This window comes from Lactobacillus amylolyticus (assembly GCF_003999355.1).
Lineage (GTDB): Bacteria > Bacillota > Bacilli > Lactobacillales > Lactobacillaceae > Lactobacillus > Lactobacillus amylolyticus.
On record NZ_CP031835.1, the window covers coordinates 124,662 to 144,645 of the forward strand.

Annotated in this window: 20 protein-coding genes; 15 read left to right on the top strand and 5 right to left on the bottom strand. The window is 39.2% G+C overall.

The genetic code is table 11. The annotated features are described in order from the left end of the window. Window positions 1-144: 144 nt before the first annotated feature. Window positions 145-1,506 carry an IS4 family transposase gene (locus tag D0Z64_RS00665; protein WP_080881954.1) on the top strand — a complete coding sequence of 454 codons (1,362 nt, stop codon included), beginning with the start codon at window positions 145-147 and terminating at the stop codon, window positions 1,504-1,506. 153 nt (window positions 1,507-1,659) lie between these two features. Here D0Z64_RS00665 and D0Z64_RS00670 read toward each other — a convergent pair whose 3' ends face one another. Further along, window positions 1,660-2,877, bottom strand: coding sequence for a CAP domain-containing protein (locus D0Z64_RS00670; protein WP_080881043.1), 1,218 nt, complete (start codon window positions 2,875-2,877; stop codon window positions 1,660-1,662). Window positions 2,878-3,026: 149 nt separating this feature from the next. Between D0Z64_RS00670 and D0Z64_RS00675 the strand changes: the two genes are divergently transcribed. From D0Z64_RS00675 to D0Z64_RS00695, 5 genes are all read left to right on the top strand, one after another. Beyond that, a complete protein-coding gene (locus tag D0Z64_RS00675; RefSeq protein WP_006352485.1) occupies window positions 3,027-4,109 on the top strand; it encodes a D-alanine--D-alanine ligase family protein in 1,083 nt (360 codons plus the stop codon). A gap of 30 nt (window positions 4,110-4,139) precedes the next feature. Next, window positions 4,140-4,895, top strand: a complete 756-nt coding sequence (locus tag D0Z64_RS00680) for a MerR family transcriptional regulator (RefSeq protein WP_080881044.1) — start codon at window positions 4,140-4,142, stop codon at window positions 4,893-4,895. Window positions 4,896-4,968: 73 nt separating this feature from the next. Continuing rightward, window positions 4,969-6,066, top strand: coding sequence for a YibE/F family protein (locus tag D0Z64_RS00685; RefSeq protein WP_080881045.1), 1,098 nt, complete (start codon window positions 4,969-4,971; stop codon window positions 6,064-6,066). Further along, a complete protein-coding gene (locus tag D0Z64_RS00690) occupies window positions 6,063-6,848 on the top strand; it encodes a YibE/F family protein (protein ID WP_080881046.1) in 786 nt (261 codons plus the stop codon). Before D0Z64_RS00685 ends, D0Z64_RS00690 begins: the two co-directional genes overlap by 4 nt. Continuing rightward, a complete protein-coding gene (locus D0Z64_RS00695) occupies window positions 6,820-7,638 on the top strand; it encodes an alpha/beta hydrolase (protein ID WP_127345501.1) in 819 nt (272 codons plus the stop codon). The genes D0Z64_RS00690 and D0Z64_RS00695 overlap by 29 nt, the downstream gene beginning before the upstream one ends. Window positions 7,639-7,711: 73 nt before the next feature. Here the strand turns inward: D0Z64_RS00695 and D0Z64_RS00700 are convergent, their stop codons facing one another. Then, complete coding sequence (locus tag D0Z64_RS00700) at window positions 7,712-10,729, bottom strand: TIM-barrel domain-containing protein (protein WP_127345502.1); 3,018 nt, start codon at window positions 10,727-10,729, stop codon at window positions 7,712-7,714. Between the two features lie 174 nt (window positions 10,730-10,903). On the opposite strand from D0Z64_RS00700, the gene nagA reads away from it, so the two are divergent. Beyond that, window positions 10,904-12,058, top strand: coding sequence for an N-acetylglucosamine-6-phosphate deacetylase (gene nagA / locus D0Z64_RS00705; RefSeq protein ID WP_127345503.1), 1,155 nt, complete (start codon window positions 10,904-10,906; stop codon window positions 12,056-12,058). Window positions 12,059-12,426: 368 nt separating this feature from the next. Here nagA and D0Z64_RS00710 read toward each other — a convergent pair whose 3' ends face one another. Continuing rightward, the gene (locus D0Z64_RS00710; RefSeq protein ID WP_080881050.1) at window positions 12,427-12,903 is read right to left on the bottom strand and encodes a nucleoside 2-deoxyribosyltransferase; all 477 of its coding nucleotides are present in this window, start codon (window positions 12,901-12,903) and stop codon (window positions 12,427-12,429) included. 121 nt (window positions 12,904-13,024) lie between these two features. Between D0Z64_RS00710 and D0Z64_RS00715 the strand changes: the two genes are divergently transcribed. Next, window positions 13,025-13,504: a PTS sugar transporter subunit IIA gene (locus D0Z64_RS00715; RefSeq protein WP_127345504.1), complete on the top strand. Its 480-nt coding sequence runs from the start codon at window positions 13,025-13,027 to the stop codon at window positions 13,502-13,504. Between the two features lie 35 nt (window positions 13,505-13,539). Here the strand turns inward: D0Z64_RS00715 and D0Z64_RS00720 are convergent, their stop codons facing one another. Further along, on the bottom strand, window positions 13,540-14,337 hold the full coding sequence (locus D0Z64_RS00720; RefSeq protein ID WP_127345505.1) for a tyrosine-protein phosphatase: 798 nt from the start codon (window positions 14,335-14,337) through the stop codon (window positions 13,540-13,542). A 164-nt stretch (window positions 14,338-14,501) separates the two neighbouring features. Here D0Z64_RS00720 and D0Z64_RS00725 point away from each other — a divergent pair, with 164 nt between their 5' ends. The 6 genes from D0Z64_RS00725 to phnE (D0Z64_RS00745) all read left to right on the top strand — a co-directional run bounded on the left by D0Z64_RS00725 (window position 14,502) and on the right by phnE (D0Z64_RS00745) (window position 18,664). Further along, complete coding sequence (locus D0Z64_RS00725; RefSeq protein ID WP_127345506.1) at window positions 14,502-14,984, top strand: universal stress protein; 483 nt, start codon at window positions 14,502-14,504, stop codon at window positions 14,982-14,984. 141 nt (window positions 14,985-15,125) lie between these two features. Next, window positions 15,126-15,287 carry a hypothetical protein gene (locus D0Z64_RS08280; RefSeq protein WP_164742115.1) on the top strand — a complete coding sequence of 54 codons (162 nt, stop codon included), beginning with the start codon at window positions 15,126-15,128 and terminating at the stop codon, window positions 15,285-15,287. A 32-nt stretch (window positions 15,288-15,319) separates the two neighbouring features. After that, a complete protein-coding gene (locus D0Z64_RS00730; protein WP_127345507.1) occupies window positions 15,320-16,246 on the top strand; it encodes a phosphate/phosphite/phosphonate ABC transporter substrate-binding protein in 927 nt (308 codons plus the stop codon). 27 nt (window positions 16,247-16,273) lie between these two features. Beyond that, window positions 16,274-17,050 (top strand): phosphonate ABC transporter ATP-binding protein, encoded by a 777-nt coding sequence (phnC, locus tag D0Z64_RS00735; protein ID WP_127345508.1) that lies wholly within the window; start codon window positions 16,274-16,276, stop codon window positions 17,048-17,050. A gap of 1 nt (window position 17,051) precedes the next feature. Continuing rightward, on the top strand, window positions 17,052-17,852 hold the full coding sequence (gene phnE, locus D0Z64_RS00740; protein ID WP_127345509.1) for a phosphonate ABC transporter, permease protein PhnE: 801 nt from the start codon (window positions 17,052-17,054) through the stop codon (window positions 17,850-17,852). Then, a complete protein-coding gene (phnE, locus tag D0Z64_RS00745) occupies window positions 17,852-18,664 on the top strand; it encodes a phosphonate ABC transporter, permease protein PhnE (protein WP_127345510.1) in 813 nt (270 codons plus the stop codon). Before phnE (D0Z64_RS00740) ends, phnE (D0Z64_RS00745) begins: the two co-directional genes overlap by 1 nt. Window positions 18,665-18,711: 47 nt before the next feature. On the opposite strand, the gene D0Z64_RS00750 is transcribed toward phnE (D0Z64_RS00745), so the two are convergent. Next, window positions 18,712-19,290, bottom strand: coding sequence for a DNA-3-methyladenine glycosylase I (locus D0Z64_RS00750; protein ID WP_127345511.1), 579 nt, complete (start codon window positions 19,288-19,290; stop codon window positions 18,712-18,714). A gap of 169 nt (window positions 19,291-19,459) precedes the next feature. Here D0Z64_RS00750 and D0Z64_RS00755 point away from each other — a divergent pair, with 169 nt between their 5' ends. Further along, complete coding sequence (locus D0Z64_RS00755) at window positions 19,460-19,945, top strand: hypothetical protein (protein ID WP_127345512.1); 486 nt, start codon at window positions 19,460-19,462, stop codon at window positions 19,943-19,945. Window positions 19,946-19,984 lie beyond the last annotated feature (39 nt).

Below are 19,984 nucleotides of genomic sequence, written 5' to 3' on the forward strand. Positions count from 1 at the left end.
CATTGACGAAAGTTTAGCTTTATGAACCGAATCATTTTGATTCGGTTCTTTTTCTTTTTAAAATAAAAAGTGAGCAGAGTTTATTCGCCCTTCTGCTCACTCTTTATCTCTTATTCGGTCTTTCATAGAAAGGTTGCGTCTCTCATGAAATCCCTTCACTCAAATATTTTAAAACTGATGGATAGTATTATCAATAAGATCGCTGCCAACATTCATGATTTTTCTGTTTCAGATCAGGCTTTTACCCGCTGTCGCAAGCTTAATCCGACTGATTTGATTAAGCTGATTCTCAACATGGGAGCGGGCAGCTTAAACTCGGAAATTTTTCATGCTTTTCCCGATGTGAATTCTAGAATGACAGTCTCAGCTTTCGAACAACAAAAGGCTAAATTAAAGCCCGAGTGTTTTAAAGAAATTATGGCTAAGCTTAGTCAGGCAAGCGATGCATTGCAATTACTGGATGACAAATACTTAGTTGTAGCGCTTGATGGTTCTGATTTTGATCAGCCCTTTAATCCTAAATCGGAAAATATTTTTCAAGGCAAAGATGGTCGAAGATATTGTCAGATTCACGTAAATGCTCTCTATGATGTTCTAAACAAGTTATATTTGGATTTAGTTTTTCAGCCGCGACAAAAAATGAATGAACGTGACGCGGCTCTTGCAATGTTAAAAAACTTAGCGCAACGAGAAAAAGATTTTATAGTTCTAATGGATCGTGGCTACAGCAGCTTTAATCTAATTGAAAACTGCAATCGGCTAAAGCATTGTCACTATGTGATCAGAACTAAAGCTGGATATGGCGCTATTAAAGAAATTGCTGGTATGTCAGAACAAGAATATGATATTGACCTGTCTTGCAGAGTAACCTCGTCACATCATTATTACGTTACTCATAAAGACAGGGAAAAATTTCTGCACCTGATTCTACACAAAAAACATCACTATAAAGCTATCCGTTCAAAAAATACCAAAGACTGGCGCTGGGATTTCGAAGGCCTATGCAATGTCAAGTTTCGGGTTTGCAAGTTTAGAATTAATCCGCCAGGTTCAGCTGATGAGTGGGAAGTTCTTATCACTAACTTGGACCGTGACGAATTTCCTTTAGCCAGAATGAAAGAGATCTATCATCTTCGCTGGGGAATAGAAACGTCTTTTAGAGAGCTTAAATATGATTTAAGCGGAGTGCAGTTTCATTCTAAAAAAGATCAGTTTGTTTACATGGAAATATACGCTCACTTTGCAATGTATAACGCCGTGAGTTTATCAGCTGCTTCTAGCTCAAAACCTTATTCTCAGGGAAAATATCAATATCGAATAGACTTTAAAATGGCCTGCTGTGTTTGGCGGCGGTATTTTGGTATAAGCGATAATTCAGATAAAGCCTTCACGCAATTATTGCTGGATATGGCATTTTATTTAACTCCGATCAGACCGGGAAGAAAGGATAAGCGAAATTTAAGAGCTAAATTAGTGATTGGCTTCCCTTATCGTTTAGCAGCTTAAACTAATTCGAAATGGCTATCTTGTGATGGCTTATTTGTGCTATCAAAAAAGACATTTACCGAATAAAACAATTCGATAAATGTCTTAAAAAGTATCATCAGCTTTGTCAATGTCTTAACTTAATGACATTGGGACGATGTCCTCATTTTTTTATTATTTACTTATGACTTGCAAGACGCGTTTTAGGAAAAAATTCTGATGCCATTGTCCCTTCTTCAATGCATCGAAGAAGTAATGCTCAGTTTTGCTGTTTTTTACATTGATATTGAAACTAGCCCATAACTTGGCATTTGTCTTTGAGAAGGGTGATTTCAAATGGCTGTCCTGTTGAACTGCTCCTTTTTGATAAGTGGAACCAGTCGTAGTCGTTACTTCCTTGGTAGTAGAGGTATCTTCTTTAAACAGTTTAAAAGTGTAGCTGTATAAGTTACCTATAACTATCTTATATTGGTGTCCAGAAATAATAGGCGTCTTGCCGGGCATATAAGTAATGACTGTCTTGAAGTTGCCATAACCGTTTCGGCTGTAATTCTTAACTTTGGTTGCCTGATAAGTCTTCTTAGTGTCCATATCCGTAATTTTGACTTTAGGCGTGCCAGAGTAGACCTTGTTGGATAAATAAAGCGACCAGGCAACGTTCTTGCCCTTGGCTAATTCAACTGGGAAAACGCCCGCACTTGGATAAGCCACGCTTGCTTGACTGGCAACGCGGAAAATATCATCAACATTTAGAACCTTTTGTACTGAGTAGCGATAACCGTTCGAGCCATAAGCTGCTCCAATACCAGTTGATGAAAGCCGAGTCGATAAAATCCAGGCTCTGTGTCCGGTATCGGTTCCAGTTAAATTGTAACGATCAGTAATTAGGTCAGTAATTACATCACCAGCTGATTGGTTAGCAACATTGAAGTTCAAATTGGAAGTCTCAGAAGTATCCTGAGCCAACTTCCAGAGTGAATCGCTGACATAGTTAGGTTGCGTATCAGTTGGCAACCCATGTTGATTGACAAAGGGATCAGCATTAATAGCAGCCATTACAGCAGCAGTTTTTTGTGCGTTGCTATTCGCTATAGCATTTGTCTTAATTGCAGGCAAACCAAAGAGACTACGGTAATAGTTGATGTAGGCTAATTGAGTTGTAATGTATTGCTGTTTGATTTTACCCGCACTAAAGTTAGCGCCTAATTGAGGTTTAACTTCATAAAGGTTATTGATATCGTAACTAGTTTTATCAAGATCAGCGTATTCTTTTTGGAAATGCTGAACCTGACTTATTTCTCCCTCACTAAAAGTGGCAGCGTTGACGCTGATGCTAGGTACAAATAGTAGCACGCTGCAAGCAGCAGCGATTGTGAATTTGCGTAAAAACATCGCACCGCTCCTTTCTGTCCCTACTAGAATATTATACCCCGAATAAATTCTAATTCTTTAGTAAAAAATCTTGCCGAAACTTAGTTTTTTTAGACGGTATTGCGTATAATTAAAAGATGGTAACAATTATTAAGAGGTAAAAATAAATTATGGTTAAAAAAACACAAGTCGGATTGATTTTTGGTGGAAATTCATCTGAATATGAAGTTTCAATTGTTTCAGGTCACAACATTTATAATGCAATTGATAAAGATAAGTTTGATGTACATCCAATTTGGATTACTAACGATGGCTACTTTGCTGATGAAAAGGAATCTTTCAAAGTATTAAAGGATCCTAAGTACCAAGTAAAGAACCCACATAAAGTAACTAACATTTCTAACTTGATTGAATTAGCCAACTTGCCAGAAATTGACATCTTCTTCCCAATTGTTCACGGCAACTTAGGTGAAGATGGTAGTTTGCAAGGTTTATTCAGAATTTTGGATAAGCCATTTGTTGGTGACGATATATTAGCAGCAGCCGTTACAATGGACAAGGAATTTACCAAGATTTTGGCTCAACGCGTTGGTGTTCCTGTTGCTGACTGGATTGCTGTTAAGCGCAGAGATTATGACGACAAGAATAGTGACAAGCTTAACTACGACAAGGTTGCTGAAAAGTTGGGCAAAGATATGTTTGTTAAACCTTCTAACCAAGGTTCTTCAGTTGGCGTCAGCCACGTTACTAATGCTGATGAATACAAAAAGGCTTTGGATGAAGCTTTCAAGTACGACGACAAAGTTTTGGTTGAAGAAACTGTTCCTGGTACCGAAGTTGAAACTGCCGTATTGGGCAATGACAATCCAATCGTTTCAGGTGTTGGTCAAATTATTAATGCGGCTGGTTCATGGTACTCATACGAAAACAAGTACGATGATAACTCAACTTCTAAGTTGCAAATTCCAGCCGAATTGCCAAACAGAATCGTTGAAAAGGTTCGTTCAAACGCTTTGAAGGTTTACCAAGCAACTGAATGTTCAGGCATGGCAAGAATTGACTCAATGCTTACTCCAGATGGCAAAGTTGTCTTAACTGAAGTTAATGCATTGCCAGGTTTCACCAACATCAGTATGTATCCAAAGCTTTTTGAAGCTGCTGGCATTCCTTATACTGAATTAATTACGCGCTTAATTGAAGCGGGTCAAGCTCGTTACGATCATAAGAAGACTTTACTTCACAAGCACGATTAATTTAATTGCAAAAAGTAGGGGCAGACAGTGATGACGAGTGAGAAGCACGATTTTGAAGAATTAGATGTACCAAGTACGGCTGCAAAAAAGTTGGGAATCAGTGTTGCAACGCTGAGAAGATATTCTTTAATTGTCGAAAAAGTAACCGGCAATGAGCATTATTTTCAACGCAGCAAACAAAAAGAACGGCTGTACCATCAAAAAGATATTGAGGATCTTGATGCTTTTCATAAATTGGCTAAGGAAAAAGGCTTAACTTTAAAGGAAGCTGCTAGACGGATTTATGCAGTCAGTGAGCAAAAGCAAGCTAAAGAAAAAGATGCTTCCACTGACCAAAAGCAATTATTGGATCCTCATCAGATGGCCAAATTGTTAGGTGCTCTGCAGCAGACGATTGCTAATCAAAACAATGCTATTAACAATTTGCAGAAACAACTTGATCGCATTGAAAAACAAAATCAAGCCTTGCTGAAAAAGCAAAATGAATTGGCAGCTCCAAAGGATAAGGAAGTTGATCCTAAAATTGCGGCCTTGCCTGATATTTCGGGAATTGTCAGTTCTAATTCCACGCATGAGGAGCATCACACGATGACGCGTGAAGAAAAACGCAAGGAAGTTGAACGTGATGCTCATAAGAGCGAAAAAGAACTGCATGATGAAATTTTAAGAAAAGCAAGAGAAAATGCCCAAAAGAAGAAGGCAAGTGCTAATGTTCATCGTACCCTTGAAGATATGCAGCTGCCACGTAAGAAAGCACATTGGTGGCAAAGATTTTTAAATTATTAAGATTACAGAAACGGCTTTATTCAAAGTCGTTTTTTGTTTTAAAGTAGAAACAGATCTTTTTAAGGAGTTTGCAATGAAAAAACGTTATTGGATTGCGCTGATCGTTTTCGTAATAGGGCTGCTTTTATCAGCGGGAACCTACTTTTTAAGCGATGTCTATCAAAAAGATGACGTTGCTGTAATTACGGATACGAAGATTAAAGATCGGCTGATTGAAAAAGATAAAGATGTCTACAACAATGTGGATCAAACTAGGGAACAGACATTGCATATCAAGATTTTGTCCGGTAAATACAAGGGCAAAACTTTTACTGAGGAAAATGTCTACTATCCTTCACAATTAACTACGCAAAAATATCGTCCGCGACAACGTATTTTTGTCAGCATCCAAAAGGGCAAAGTCGCTTTAGGCAATCCTAAACGTGACTGGGTTCTGGTGCTGGTATTAACGCTGACGATTGCATTAATGATCGCGATGGCCGGCAAGCATACAATCGCGCTTTTAATTTCAATGCTGCTGAGCTGGATTATCTTTTACGGCGTTATCGTGCTTGACGTCAAATTAAATGGCTCTTATATCATCCTGCTCTTCGGTCTGGCTGATGTTGTCTTCTCTTTCATCAGTTTGCTGATTGTTCAAGGCCTGAATAAGAAAATGCTGGCGACTTGGCTGGCAACCCTACTGGGTGTTTTCGTTTCATTTGGCTTATGCTACGTGATTATGAAATTAACGGGTGAATCTGAAATGAAATATGAGACAGGCGACTATGCGACTCAAGATCCGCGCGGAATATTTTTAGCACAAAGCTTGTTAGGGGTTCTTGGAGCGGTTATGGATGAAGCAACTGATATTATTTCCAGTCTTTATGAAGTGGTTCAAGTTAAAAAAAATATTACGGCTAAGCAATTGATTCAAAGTGGCCGGACAATGGGACAGGAAATTATGGGACCACTGATCAACGTATTGGTGTTGATTTTCATCGCAGGTGCATTGCCAATGACGATTCTTTACTTGCGTGACAACAACAGTCTGAGCTCTACCTTTGGCTTTACTTTGTCATTAGGTGCTACTCAAAGTGTTATTTCCGCCATTTCAATCGTGTTAACCGTAATCTTTGCAACAGGCTGCAGCTTGCTGTTTTTAAAAGAAAAGCGAGGCCAGAATAAATGAGTACTTTAGGCGCTTTAATCGCAGTTTTAGCGATTTTGATGATTATTGTTGGCGGTGAAACAGGAATCCGCAGTTTCTTTAGTGTTTTGATCAATACATTGCTGCTGATTCTGGTCGCAATTTTAATTTCCTGGGGAATTAGCATTCCAATACTGACTTTGATTTTTATTCCCTTGAAACTGGCAACGATTATTTTCCTGGGCACTCATGACTATACTGTCGCTAAAAACTCCTTTTATTCAGCTTTTACGGTTTGTTTGTTAGTGAGTGTGTTAATCTTAATATGTCAATGGTTGGCGCAAGCTGCTGGCTTAGGTCCTGAATCTGGTGAAGTTTTGGTTGGTCTATCACAGATGCCTGGCTTAAGTTATCCGATGATCGCCGTGACCGTGGCAATATTTTCTGCATTGGGTGCGATTGCGGAAGCTGCGGTAGCCATGAGTTCAGGTTTGTTAGAACTTAAAAAACATCATGTCCAGATTACCCGTAAGGAGCTAGAAGGTAGCGGAACGGCAATTGGCAATGATGTATTGGGAACCGCGATGAATACCATCTTATTTGGGATGTTCGGCAGTTTTTTGTCACTATTCTTATGGTATTTCCGCTTGGGATATTCCTTTGGCGAAATCGTCAATGAAAAATTATTCGTTAATGAAGCACTGATTATCTTGTATTCTTTGATCGGCGTATTGTTAACAGTCCCATTCTCTACTTTTTTGTTAGCTAGAGGAATGAGTAAAGATGAGGTGAAACATGGAGACCAAAAGTCTAACACTAACTAATTTTAATGGACGTGAATTTAAGGTTCATACTTATTTTTTAGAGAAAAATCCAAAATTGGCTGTTCAAACTCGGCCATTAATAATTGTTATACCCGGTGGCAGTTTTAATCACTTGTCCGCTAGGGAAAGCGAACCGGTAGCCTTGGCTTATAATGCGCGCGGGTTCAATAGTGTTGTGATGGAATATAATTTAGTGCAGGATCCGGGCAAGACTTATCCAGATGCTGGTTTGGATGTTTTAACAACAGTAAAACATTGTCGTGATCATGCCGAAGAATATGGAATTGATCCAAATAAAATTGTTACTTTGGGCTTTTCAGCCGGTGGACATGTAGCTAGTGTTGCAAACTTTATGGCTAATAGTGAAAAGTTTGCAAAGAAATATGATTATCAAGCTGAAGAGGTGCGGCCAAATAAAACAATTTTAGGCTACCCATTGATCAATATTGATCAAATCGGCTTTGAAATTCCTGATGGTCAGGAGAAGGACTTGCCAGATGAGCCGGAATTAAGAGACAGCGCCCTGGGTGTTACACGTGAAACACCGGCAACGTTTATCTTTCAAGCTTGGGATGATCCAGTCGTGCTGATTTCAAATTCAATTGAATACATTCGAGCCTTATATGCAAATCAGGTTGAATGTGAAGCACATCTCTTTAACAAGGGCTACCATGGCTTTTCTTTGGCCAGACCTGAAACGACCGAGAGCGGCAAGGAATGGCAAAACAATCCGCATGCAGCCCGGTGGTTTGAAATGAGTATCGAATGGCTTAAGCAAGAATTAGGCTAAAAATATAAAAGCATAAAAATAAAGGTTGAGATGATTCTCAACCTTTATTTTTTTCTATTTAGATTTTCTATAGTTAATCTTTATCCTTGGCTCTAAAGAATAAGACTTCTTTCCCAGCAACTAATGGACCAGATGACTTATAAACTGTCATTCTGATTGCCTTAGCGCTGACATCGCGCAGACCGATAACCTTATTCTTGGCATCGGCTTTCCAATTAATATGCTCGCCGTATGGCTTAAAGTTTTGTCCATCAGTTGATATTTCAATTCCAACTTCAACTGGTGTTCCTTGGCGATCAATATTGCGCGGAATGAAGGCCATCCGACTAAGTTTTTCAACATCTTCAAAAGCAAAGGTCAAAGTTAATGGTTTGTTTTCATCAAATTGATCTTTAGTTTCCCATTCACTAGCCAACTTCAAGTCAGTTAAATATTTAATTGGGTGAGCAGGATTTTCGGCATAGTTACAAGTGGTCTGCACATTGCGGATCGCATAATCAATTGCGGCATGCTTCGTAATTGCGCCAAAAGGTTCAGACCATTCAGAAACTTTATTGCCGGCTACATAGCGCATGCGCATGACATAGCGTTTATTTGGCTCTAATTCATGGAAAGTAAATTTGTCGCCATCAATGCCGTCATATAAGATGCCGTTAATTTCGAATTGAACTTGGTCAGTCATCTTAGTCCATGAAACCGACAATGAATGTGCAGTGATCTTTGCAGGATCAAGGCTAATGCCTTTAGGTGAACGCAACACGGAGTCAGTAATTGAGTGAACCAAAGTCTGACTGCCATAATTGAAGTTTTGAATGATAATTTCAAATTTAGTATCAGTTACGTCGCGACTGCCCAACTTGATTTGCAAAGCTGTTTGCTTAGCTTCGCGATATTGATCGAATTCAGGCATCCAGCTGTAATTGGTATTGTAGAAGAAACCTTCTTTGGCATGAGCAAAAGCATCGCTTGTGCCATATTCCTGCAAGTTGATCAATTGGTCGTTAATCTTAACAGTGACCCGGTCAGGATATGCATCACACATAATGTTCAAATTAGTTGTGCTGTTTGTTTCCATTCCGCTGTAGTCGCCTTTAACAGGATCAATTGTGATGGTCAATTTGCTGGAATTCAAATCGCTGGTAACGCGTGTTTCGGTATGGTTGTGAGTAAAATCAGTGTAGCCATTATCATCGTAGAAACTAATGCTGCTCTTAGCTTGTGGGTACAAAACAAAGTTCCGGTTGCCCAAATCAAAGATAGCGCCGCCGCGCACGAAGACTGGCAAATGCCAAGTTGGGTAAGATAACTTGTTGTAGACGCGACCACCGATATACTTTTCACCAGTGAAGAGATCAATCCACATTGTACGATGACCTGGCAAGTAAAGATTATCCTTGCGTGAGTTGCCATTGCTGTCTTCGCGGCCATTGGTAATTGGGGCAACCAAAATGCTGGAGCCTAACATGAATTCGTGGCCAACTTGTTCAGTGTAGTTGACCTGTTCGTGTGGGAAGTCCATGAATAATGGTTGAACGAAGGGATGACCTTTTTGTGTGCCATAGATCAAAGTGTAAAGGTATGGCTTTAATTGTTGACGTAAAGCAAAATAAGCATGATTGATGTTGCTCATCTTGCTGTTATAAGCAAATGGTGTCTTGCTGAATTTGCTTTGATCGTTAATGTTGAAGAGCAGTGGCGTGAAGGCTTTCCATTCAAAATCACGAATAGCGATTTGGGCGTTGCCACCACCAGTCGTACCGTCAACGCTGCCGCCAACTAGAGTTTCGCCAGAAAGTCCGGCTCCCAGCAAACTGGCTACCTGAGTTCCAATATTGTCCCAGTTGCCGCCAGCTGTACCAAAGGCCAAAGCAGAATAAGCCTGACTGCCGACGCTGCCACTATTACTAATAATAAATGGACGTTTGCGGTTTAAGTTAACCTTCAAGCTGTCAGTATCTTTTTGCAATTGAGCGATATTATCGGTTGCAGTTGCAATAAAGGAAATACTCTTTGGCAAGCTGCTCAAATTATTTTTGACCCAAATTCCGACTTCAACGCCATGAGTGTTGGCATAGTCATTGAAGTTGGTCAGAGCTTCTTCTTCTAAATCGCTGATGCCATAGTTTGGTACCAGCCAACCAAGTGGAAAGTGGAATTTTTGATAGCGGTCAATTGCGCCGCGAGCTGAGAATTGATATTCTTCTTCGCCGTTCAATGATGCTTTGCCACTGGATTCATTTGGATCCTTAGTTCGAGCATAGTAATTGCCATCTTCAAACATGGTGGCATTACGTTCTTTAGCTTCGCTTGGCTTCCATAATGTTGTTAAAAAGTTGCCCATGTGGCCCAAATCCAAAGCGTATTTGGGTGGCATCAATGGCAAGCCAGTCAATAAGTAGTATTTATAAATTAAATCGCTAGGAGAATTGCCAATCAAGTAGAAATTATCGAAGATTCGATCTTCATGCTTAATCAGGGCAGCATTCTCGTTAATCTTGCCAAAATCATATTCACCAGCTTGGTTAGTGTTTCTGAATTCACCGAAACCAGCATTAGACCAGAAGAACGGAATTTGGCTTAAAACGCCGCCAGCTCCTGTAATACCGTCGCGCTTAATGTAGATTCGCTTGCCTTTGTGGCTGAATGAGCCGTTTTGAATTCCGCCGCCAAAGTAAAATTCGTTCTTGTTCTGCTTGAGGCTTTCAATCGTTTGATTGCTGCCTAGTTCGATAGGACTAAGCTGACTAAAGCGGGTGCGATGCAAGCTTTCATCAAAAATGCTCATCGTGGCGGTTTTTTGTTCAAAAATCAGTTGGAAACTGCCAGATTGAATGATGAAAGACTCGCTGGTTGCACGCGGACTAGATTTTTCAAAGAAATGATTATTAAATTTGCTTAAATTAACTAGGCCGGAATGATTTTCGTCAAATTTTTTATCAGGATCAATAAATAGACGAAAAATGCCGTCGGCTAAAATGTAGAGCCGAGCAATTTCACCGGTAGCATAGTGCAGCTCATAGAAATGATCGCATTTGCTTGCACCGATAAGTCGACCTAATTGGTGTCTATTAATTTGCGTATCTTGTGTCATAGTACATCTTCCTATATAGTCTTTATTCTATTATAACTAAAAAAGCAATATTTTTTACCTTTTACTGTTTGCTTTAAAACTGGTAAAGACCAATTCTTTTGTGTAAAATAGAAACAGAGATTAAAATAAAGAAAAACATTGCAAGCAAGTAGTTAATTAAAGAGGAAATTGACAATGACATATTACATTCATGCAGATAAGTTCTTCCTTGAAAACAGAACCGAAAAGGGTGGCTATCTTGAAATTCAAGATAATGGCAAATTTGGTTTTTACTATCCAGAAACTGAAAAGCCTGCAGACAAGATCGTTGATTATCCGGGCAAATGGGTTGCTCCTGGCTATGTTGATACTCATATTCACGGTTCTTTGCGTGAAGACGTTATGAAGAGCGACTGGGACGGTATTAACAAGATTTCTAAAGGTTTGTTGAGTGCAGGGGTAACGTCATGGCTGCCAACCACAATCACTGCTGCTAGTGCTACTTTAACCAGAATCTGCAAGATGTTCGCAGCTCACAAGGGTGAAGAAGAAGGGGCTAAAATTCAGGGAATCCACTTTGAAGGGCCATTCTTTACAGAGGAACATGCAGGTGCTGAAAATCCTAAATATATGATGGACCCAAGCATCGATGAATTTAACAAGTGGCTTGAAGCTTCAGATGGCATGCTGAAGAAAATTTCAATGGCTCCTGAAAGAAAAGGATCAAAGGAATTTATTTGTGAAGCTGTTAAAGAAGGAATCGTTGTTTCATTAGGGCACTCAAGCGCAACTTTTGACGAAGCAGTTAGCGGCATTGAAGCTGGTGCCAGCATGTTTACTCATACTTTTAATGGGATGCCTGATCCTATGCACCATACCCCTTCAATTTCTAATGCTGCCATGGCAATGCATAACGTGACTGACGAACTTATTTGCGATGGCCACCATGTGCAAGAACCAATGGCTAGAGCTTTAATCAACGCAGTTGGTCCAGAGCATATTGCGCTGATTACTGATTGTATGGAAGCCGGCATGATGCCAGATGGCGATTACATGTTAGGCGAATTGCCAGTTTACGTTAAAGACGGCATGGCTCGCTTAAAGGATGGCGACAATTTAGCCGGCAGTATTTTGCAATTAAAAGACGGTGTTAAGAATGTGGTTGATTGGAATATTGTTGATCCAGAAAAAGCCATTATGATGGGTTCCTATGTCCCAGCTAGGAGTGCACATATTTTGGATAGATGTGGTTCAATCAAGCCTGACAAGGACGCCGATTTCTTGATTTTGAATCCTGACATGACTTTGAGTGAAACTTACTTGAATGGTGAATCCAAGTACAAAGCTTAATCATATAAAGAGAAGAGCAAGTAGAATTTCTGCTTGTTCTTCTTTTTTTACATTTTTAGATGTAAGCGCTTTACAAAAATAAAAAGATAAGGTATATTATGAGTGTAAAGAAAAGAAGAACTAAAAAACAAGAAAAAGGTGAGTTCCGATGGGCTTTACAAATGAAAAAAGTAAAGAGTGACAATAATTTACATAAGTGGCTTTAAACCCTCGCGGCAAGCATTGAATAATGATTTAGAAGTTAAGTCGCTCGCAAGATAACTTTTAGCATATCGTAGAAAGATTAATGTATATGTTCGAAGATATGAAGAAATGACCCTGCACTAATTATTTAGTGCAGGGTTATTTAATTTGCTCTTTTTTATTTTTTAGTAAACAGCACCATCGTAAAAGGCATAACGTGGCTTGTTAAAGTCGAAGTCTTTTAATTCGCTCATCTTAATGGCATTGTCGCATACGCCCCAACTCATCAAGTTGATCTTCTTGCCATAATCTTCATCAGGGATTACGAGCAAGATGTATTTTCCCTGGCTTAAAGCATAGCCCAGCTCCACTCCCAAGCCAACGTCTTCTTCTTCAGGAATGTAGACACCGAGCATGACATCGCTTGATTTGATGCCGACTAAATCACCATGGTAGGTAGCGTCAGCCCATTCGATGTCGTGTAAATATTCAGGATGAAGATCGACCCGGATGTCTTTGTATTGATTTTGCAGTGGGACGTAGCAATGATCAAAATCAATCGTGGGATTTTCTTTCAAGGCAGCCATTGCATCTTTGTAAGCCTTGTTTTGTTTATCAGTGAACCAGCCAGCACCAAAATAAACGGTCTTTGTTTTTGTCATTTTTATCTCCTTGTAACAAAATACAAAATAAATTTCTTTTTTTAACTTTACCATGATTTTGGTTGAAAAAAACCTCTTGATAATTTAAGGTCATGGATGTAGATAGTGAGGAAGGTAAAATATGGAAAAAAAGCAAGTTTTTGCGGCAGATGCAGTTTTTGTCAGCAATGAAAGCGATCAGGATGAATTGCTTAAAAATATTTATGATCATTTGCTCGATAGTGGCTATGTAAAAGGCAATTTTTTGGCCCATATTATTGAACGCGAGCATAATTTTCCCACCGGTTTGTCAACCAAAACTCTAGGTGCCGATTTGCCCAACATTGCAATTCCGCATACTGAGGGTGAGTTCGTCAATAAGCGCTTGATCGTACCGGTTGCTTTAAAAAATCCGGTCACTTTTGGCAATATGATCAAACCAGACGAAAAGTTGCAGGTTAAATTTTTATTTATGCTGCTGGAAACAAATCCAGATGGTCAGGCTAAATTGTTAAGTCAAGTTATGAATTTCTTAGCACGGACACCGGAAAAAGAATTGAAGAACTTTTTGAACTTCACAGATCCAGAGGCAATTTATCAATATTTGTTGCAAAAATTCTAAAAAACTGCTAGTTCGTTTGCAAACTAGCAGCTTTTTTAATCGAGATAAATTCTTCTTAAGTCCATGATGTCAGCACTTGAAAGCTGCATCACTTCACGCAAATAATCATTGATGCTGCCGTAATCATCAGTCATGACTTTGATTGCATGATCGATGTATTCGGGATGCACGCTTTGAATATCGCGGATTGATTGCAAGGTGTTCTCGTTCTTGCCTTTTTCTTTTTCACGTTCAACCATGCCATCAACGAAGTCCTTGGTGGTAATGTTGGTCAGCAAATAATCTTGCTTGATCGTTCTTAGTGGCACGCCCAAAGCAGTTAATACCAGCAGTGCTCCAAAACCAGTCCGGTCTTTACCAGCAGTACAGTGAAAAATCAAGCTTTGTGAAGGCTGATCATTTTCCATTAATTTTGCAAAAAACTTGCGGTAGGCGTTTTGAGCAGATTCGCTGCGAATCATGTCTTCGTAAGCAAAAAGCATGTGGTTGAAACCGAAGTCAGCGTCATCTTTGGACTGATTGTCCAAATCGTTAATGCTTCTGGAAGAGTTGGTTAAATCTTCACTGAAGACAGGATCAAAATCATATTCTGCGCCTTCTGGAACTCGATCTGGCTGGTGATCAACTTCTTCTTGGCTGCGGAAGTCGACGACATATTTAACACCGTAATCTTTGAGATAATCTAAGTCAAAAGGCGATAAATCAGCTAGGTTGCCGGTTCTCAGCAGCTTGTGCATCTTGATGGTTTTCCCTGATAAAGTTTGGTAGCCGCCCAATTCTCTGAAGTTGCGACCACTGGTAATTCCAATCAGCTGGTTGGTTAGTTTTTTCATCGTTAAATCCTCCTCCCAGAGAAAAATAGCATTGCATTTAATTCTACCAACAAATATTAAAAGAAACAATTAAAGCATGGATAAAGTAGCAAACAAAAAAGAAGCATTTTTTTAAATTATGCTAAAATAAAACTAGCACTAAATAATTCATAGGAGATGAGAAGATGGCTAAACAAAAAGAAAGTATTTTGGTACCAGTCGACGGCTCAGAAACAGCTGAACGTGCTTTTGACAAAGCTGTCAAGATTGCAATGACCGATCATGCGCATGTCGATGTCTTGAACGTTATTGATACTCGTCAATTCATGGGCGAAATGCAAGATACCTTGATTTCTGGCGACACTATTTATCAAATGACACAAGATGCTGAAGAATATTTAAAGAGCTTAAAGAAATGGGCTCATGATAACTTCCAGTTTGATGATATTAACTACCATATTCGATATGGCAGTCCTAAGAGAATTATTTCTTACGACTTCATTAAAGATCACAAGAACACTTTGATTGTGATGGGAGCTACTGGTTTGAACGCCGTTGAAAGAATGTTGATTGGTTCAGTTACTGAATACGTAAACCAGCATGCTTTAGCTGATGTTTTGATTATTAGAACTGATATTGACAACAATCCAATTAAACCTAAGGCATAAAGCCTAATGAAAAAGATCTCGTTAGAGGTCTTTTTTGTTTTCAAAAAGTTATTCTTTTTTTAAAATATCCCTTGATAAAACACGAACACTTCTGGTATAATTTTCACAAATGAACGAGTAACAAACAGAGAGACGTACACTATGCAAATTTTAAATACTAATAAATTAACCGTTTTAGCTTGTACAGGTGTAACAGACTCTCTTTGGGCTCAGTTTGTTATTGTTCGTTTTTTAAAAAATACAGATGCCATTAAAAGACTTAATATGAATCGTGTTGCCACGTTTTATATTAAGTCTTTTTAATAGCAGGAGTTTTTATCGGTCTAGGAGGACATATGAAAAAGTTTAAAAAAGTGTTAGTCGCTGTCGTTGCGCTGCTGGTTGCCGTTGTTGCAACAGCTTGTTCAAGCAGCAGTTCAAGCAAAAAAGGCTATACCCCAAAAAGCTTGACGATTGAATTTGTTCCAAGTCAATCTGCTACAACTCTTGAAGCTCGCGCTAAGCCTCTTGAAAAGATGCTTTCAAAGAGATTAGGAATTCCGGTTCACGTTACCATGTCAACTGATTACAACACTGTTGTTGAAGCTATGAAGTCAAAGAAAGTCGATGTTGGTTTCCTTCCACCAGATGCCTATGTTTTAGCTCACAAGGAAGGTGCAGCTGATCTGTTGCTTCAAGCTGAACGCTATGGCATTAAGCAGCCAGGCGGCAAGACTACTAACAAGCTGGTTAGAAGCTACCGTGCCGAAATCCTGGTTAAGAAGGGTTCAAAGATCAAGTCATGGAAAGATCTTAAGGGCAAGAGCATTTCTGTCCAAGACCCAACTTCATCAGCTGGTTACGTGTTCCCAATTGCTGAATTAAAGGAAAAAGGCCTTGATGTTCTGAAGAGCTGCAAGCTTGTTACTGTAACTGGTCACGACCAAGGAGTATTAAATGTTCTAAACGGTGATACCGATGCTGCCTTTGTTTTTGAAGACGCTCGTAACTTAGTTGTCAAAGATAACCCAAAGATCATGAGTCAAGTTGTTCCGATTTACTTTACTAAGCCAATTCCAAACGACACGATTTCTGTTCGTCCAGACATGAACAAGAAGTTTAAGGCAAAGCTTGCTAAAGCATTTATCGCTATTAGCAAGACTAAGGCAGGTAAGAAGGTTATCGAAAGCGTATATAGTCATGAAGGCTACACTTACGCAAAAGATTCTGATTTCAATATTGTTCGTAAATACGACAAGATCATCGAATCATCCAAAAAATAAAAATCAAATTTAAGGAGTTAATAATTAATGGCAAATTCCGAAAAGCCAATGATTGAGCTAAAAAACGTTACTAAGATCTACGATAATGGCACAGTCGGTTTAAAAGACATCAACTTAACTATCAACAAAGGCGAATTCGTCATGGTTGTGGGCTTATCTGGTGCTGGTAAGTCAACCTTGCTTCGTTCAATCAATCGTCTTCATGATATCAGCAAGGGCGATATCGAAATTGATGGCGAATCGATTACTAAGGCAAAGGGTAAAAATTTGCGCCTTCTGCGTCGCAGCATTGGCATGATTTTCCAAAGTTTCAATTTAGTTAAACGTTCCAGCGTTTTGCGCAATGTTTTAACTGGACGAGTAGCATATTATCCAACCTGGAAAACAACGCTCGATCTCTTTTCTAAAGAGGATAAGCAGAAAGCCTATGAAGCTTTGCAACAAGTCGATTTAGCTGATAAAGTCTACGCTCGTGCCGACGAATTGTCAGGTGGTCAACAGCAGCGTGTCGCAATCGCGCGTGTATTGATGCAAAATCCGAAGATCATTTTGGCCGACGAACCAACAGCTTCACTTGATCCTCAGACTTCTCTCAAGGTAATGAATGACTTGAAGATGCTGAACGAAAAGTACGGAATGACGGTTTTGGCCAACATGCACAGCGTGGATCTTGCTCGTCAATTTGGTAAAAGAGTAATCGGAATTCGTCAGGGACAAGTTGTTTATGATGGACAAATGAAAGATACCCCTGAGGCAGTCTTTACCGATATTTACAATGGCGGCGATGGAAGCGAGGAGAAGTAAAATGAGTCAAACTGATCAAGATTTAATGAACTTACCTAAAAAGAAGTTCAAAATTATGAATCTGATCTGGGTCATTTTGATTATCGTTGGCTTATTTGTTTCCATTAATGTCACTGATACCCATATTAGCGTCTTATTTGAAAACTTTAGTCAATTCACCGATATTTTTGTTCAAATGGCTCATCCAGATTGGAGCTACTCTAGCACGGTATTTCCGCTTCTGTTTCAAACCCTGAAAATGGCTGTGCTCGGAACGGTCATTGGTTCAATAGTAGCCTTTATTTATTCGCTATTGATTGCCCGCAATATTGTTAAAAACAAGGTATTAACCGGCATCTTGCGGATCATTATGAACATCATCAGAACAATCCCAGATCTGCTTTTAGGTGCGATCTTCGTCGCCGTGGTCGGAATTGGTCCAGTAGCTGGTATTTTTGCCTTGGCTGTCTTTACTTTTGGCGTGGTAGTTAAATTGTTTTATGAAGCAATTGAAACGATTGATCCAGGTCCAATTGAGGCCTTGACTGCTGTTGGTGCCAATAAGCTGCAAATCATTTGGTTTGCGGTTTTGCCACAAATTATGACTTACTTCATTTCATACGTTTTATATGCATTTGAAATCAACGTCAGATCATCAACCATCCTAGGTTATATCGGTGCCGGTGGTATCGGTCTTTATCTGCAGGAAACTTTGCAGACTTTTGATTATGCAAAAACAGGAACGATTATCATCGTTATCATCGTCGTGGTTGTCATCATCGACTACATTTCATCTAAGTCACGGGAGGCGTTAATGAAATAATGGATACAACATATAAACAATTGCCGCCTAGGCCTATAAATAAAAAGAAGCAGCTTTCTCATTGGTTGATTACGATTGTGACAGTAGCGATCATCATTTGGTCTTGCACTGGAATCAACTTCGGTGGGATTAAATCAACTGCTGCCCAAATTGCCGGTGCGATTTTTAACGGAATTTTTCACCCAGATTGGAGCTATGTCTATGATGGCAGTGGTGAAGACTTGGTATCGCAATTATGGATAACGTTCTGTATTGCCTTCTTAGGTACGTTTATTTCTGCTATTATTTCACTGCCATTTGCCTTTTGGGCAGCCAATACAAGGCACAAGAAATGGTATGTTTCGCGTTCCGGCAAAATTGTGCTAGCAGTTATCCGGTCATTTCCTGAAATTATTTTAGCCTTGATGTTTATTAAAGCTGTGGGACCCGGCTCGGCTGCCGGTGTTTTGGCCTTAGGTTTTCACTCGGTAGGGATGCTGGCAAAATTGTTCTCAGAAGCAATTGAAAACCTGGAAGATGGACCAAATAAGGCTGTTACCGCAGTTGGTGGTTCCAAGTTCAATGTCATCATGTTTTCAACTTTGCCAAACCTAATGCCAGCTTTGATTTCAAATACGCTTTACCGTTTTGATGTTTCAATTCGTTCCGCATCAATCCTTGGTTTGGTTGGTGCCGGTGGTATCGGCTATCCATTGATCATTGCTTTGGAATATCGTCAGTGGAACCGGGTCGGTATTATCCTGATTGGAATTGTCATAATGGTTGTTACTATTGATTGGATTTCAGGTTTAATTCGGAAGAAACTTGTTTAATTGAATTATTAATTTCCTTGAAAAAAGACCTCGTTAGAGGCCTTTTTTTATCCGTGATACTTGGCAGGACAGCATTCCAAATGATCATTAATTAGACCGATGCTTTGCAAATAAGAATAAATAATCACCGGTCCTACGAAAAAGAAGCCGTCTTCTTTCATTTTGGCTGCCAGTTTTTTCGCTAAATCATTAGAAACATCAATATCTTCAAAAATTTCCGGGTGATGGACGATCTGTGTAGGAATGATGCTTTGCAGATATTTGGCAAAACTGCCGTATTTTGCTTGAACGATCAGAACCGCCTTGGCATTTTTAATCGTGGCATTAATCTTAATGTGGTTGCGAATAATTGATGAATCAAGCATCAGATCGCCGACTTCTTGCTCAGTTAGAGCCGCCACACCGACAGGATCAAAGTTCTTGAATGCTTTTCTAAAATTTTCGCGTTTATGCAAAATTACGCGCCAATTCAGACCTGACTGAAACAGTTGCAGAATCAACATTTCGAATAAGTAGTCATCATCCAAATTGAGCTTGCCCCATTCATGATCATGAAAATCGCGCAGCAGCTGATCGCGTGTTTGACTCCATGGACAACGTAAGTTTTCAGAATTAGTTTTTTTCATCTCTTTTTCTCCTTTACTGTGAATAATGAAAAGATTCCTCTATAATTTAGTTACGTGAAAAAATCGTTTTTTACCAAAAAAGTTTGAAAAATTTACCTAAAACGAGCAATGTAATAAGAAAGCTGGACGATTTTTGCTATAATATAGAGTGAAATTTGAGGAGGACAAGATGGAAAAGCTAGATACCATGATGTTGGCTGACGATTTGGCCTTGTCACAAGATAAAATCTTAAGTGGCGAACAAAACTTTGATGCAGAAAAGGTTTATCAAATAATTGATCATTTAGGCGTGCTCAATAATCCAATCAAAGATTATTTCGACATGACTGAAGAACAATACTATGAAGCTGAAAGTGATCACAAGCTTACTTTACTTAATCTTTCAGATAAATTAGCTAACTTGCATGATCGAATTTTGACTAATCACGTGGATGGCTTTGTCGATAAAGATGAAATCAACTTAACATACAACCATGAAGATCCATATGAAGATGATCTTTACAATCCAGAAGTTGATTATCATGTTTTGACATATAGTCTTAAGATTATTGGCGCAGTTGAATCAATTGCTGCTAAGGATTTGCAAGAAGTATTATCAAAAGATGCTGTCTTGTCATTAGGACTTGCTACATACGCTTTAGCAAAAAACGCATAGTTTTTTCGAGTCGGCATATTTTAAGGCCGACTTTTTCTT